A 1,750-nucleotide genomic window follows, 5' to 3' on the forward strand; every position below is an offset into this window, starting at 1 on the left:
GTGGGAGCGAGCCTGCTCGCGAAGGCATTGTGGCAGGTGTACCCAAACACCCACGCCACGCCCATCAAATTTCTCACTGTGCGAGTAGGCTCGCTCCCACAGCGGAAATAATCAGCCCGGCGGTAGTGCTGCGGGTCAATGAACCCAGGATGCCTTCTTGCGTGGGCGTAGAGTCAGCGGATACTGAATGAGCCGCCCGCATTTTTACTGCCTTGCGCCGCAAATCCTGGCTCGCCGGATTGCAATTTGCAGCGGTCAAGCATGGCTTTCTTGCATATTGCATGGCCCGATTTTTAGACGAAATCGCTAAACCATTGATTTACCGATGAACTGCAGGGCGGAATGTGAGGCATGTTTTATGCTGTAGCTGTTCCTTAAAGCTGACCGGTCTACAGAGTCAGTATTTGATTGTTGTTGGCTATCTCACACTCAGGAGAGGGTTGCCATGTTTCTTTCTGCCTTGGAACTCCGCAACATCGTAGAAAGCAGTTTTCTGCCGAAACGTTGTCAATGCACGCTGTCGCCGGACCTGTTAATGACCGTCAAGGTGTATTCGGACGGGGAAACCGACCAAGTGGATCTGTTAAAGACCGGGATCGATGCCAAGTCGCTTAATGGATGTCGGGAAATCAATGACCTGATCGCCACGTTGCGTTCTGACATGCAGGATCGGGCCAGCATCCAGACGCTACATCCCGACCGGCAAGCGCTTTAACCTGCTGTCATCTCCTTCGGGTCTGGCAAAATCGCCAGACCCGCGTTCGTTCCTTCCGACCGATTAATTCTGATAACTGCACGCATCCGACAGTTTGCGATAGGTAATCTCTGCGGGTTTGCCTGACGTATCGATGTACTTCATGTCCGCTGTAATGACTTTGCATTCCATTGTTGTGGGTTCGTTCAGCGAAATGACCTTGGCCACGTGCAGCGGCATGCCGTAGTGATAAGGCACGGCTTGAGAGGAGGCGGTGTCGTTGGCCTGCGCTAGCCCGGCAAAACCGGTGCAGGCGAGTGCGGCGGTAACCAGCAAAATGCGTGTGTTCATGAGTAATCTCCAGTGCAGACAGAAAGTAAGCTCGACGTAACGGGCGTCGAACCTGCCGCACTGGGCGTCAGAAAAACCTGAGGGCGTGCGGTCCAGTAAAGTCTTGGACCGCAGCGTTAAGCGATGGTTAACCCGGCTGAATGCCGCCTGTCGTGAAGGGGATCAACCGCCTGGCGGAATGCCTTCGCGAGCAGGCTCGCTCCCACAGTAGATCTTCAGCGGCCCCCGACTTGGCGTTCGGCGCCATCCCCCTGTGGGAGCGAGCCTGCTCGCGAAGAGGCCCTCAAGACCGACGCATCCCAATGTGTGGAATACCATCCTCGACATATTCCTCACCCGCCACCACAAATCCATACCGCCCGTAATAGCCCTGCAAATGCGCCTGCGCCGACAGATAAACAGGCACGTCCGGCCAGCGCTTCTCCGCCTGCTTCAACGCCTGGGCGATCAGCTCGTGACCCAACCCTTTCCCGCGATAATCCGCTGCGGTAATCACCCGACCGATCACCACGTCGCCACCCTGTAACTCAGGATCGAGCAACCGCAGGTACGCGACCAGTCGATCCCCGTCCCACGCCATCAAATGGCAGGTGTCACCTTCCAGATCCTGGCCGTCCACGTCCTGATAGACGCATTTCTGTTCCACGACGAACACTTCCACGCGCAACTGCAAAACAGCGTACAGCTGCTCTTTGCCCAGATCGC

3 protein-coding genes are annotated in these 1,750 nt (G+C 56.1%); 1 reads left to right on the forward strand and 2 read right to left on the reverse strand.

Annotation, left to right across the window (positions count from 1 at the left end; genetic code table 11):
- The first annotated feature begins 445 nt into the window (after positions 1-445).
- Entirely contained in the window at positions 446-715 is a 270-nt protein-coding gene (locus F8N62_RS31345) for a DUF1652 domain-containing protein (RefSeq protein WP_150711846.1), read from the forward strand.
- 63 nt (positions 716-778) lie between these two features.
- Here F8N62_RS31345 and F8N62_RS31350 read toward each other — a convergent pair whose 3' ends face one another.
- Positions 779-1,045, reverse strand: a complete 267-nt coding sequence (locus F8N62_RS31350; protein ID WP_150711847.1) for a DUF2790 domain-containing protein — start codon at positions 1,043-1,045, stop codon at positions 779-781.
- Positions 1,046-1,328: 283 nt separating this feature from the next.
- On the reverse strand, positions 1,329-1,750 hold a 422-nt coding region (locus F8N62_RS31355; protein WP_150714201.1), incomplete at its 5' end, for a GNAT family N-acetyltransferase.

The organism is Pseudomonas fluorescens (assembly GCF_902497785.1).
Classification (GTDB): Bacteria; Pseudomonadota; Gammaproteobacteria; order Pseudomonadales; family Pseudomonadaceae; genus Aquipseudomonas; species Aquipseudomonas fluorescens_BO.

What these genes read in the sequence shown, in the direction of transcription:
- F8N62_RS31350 (WP_150711847.1), bottom strand. Translation starts at nt 1,045, where the DNA reads ATGAACACACGCATTTTGCTGGTTACCGCCGCACTCGCCTGCACCGGT.
- F8N62_RS31345 (WP_150711846.1), top strand. Translation starts at nt 446, where the DNA reads ATGTTTCTTTCTGCCTTGGAACTCCGCAACATCGTAGAAAGCAGTTTT.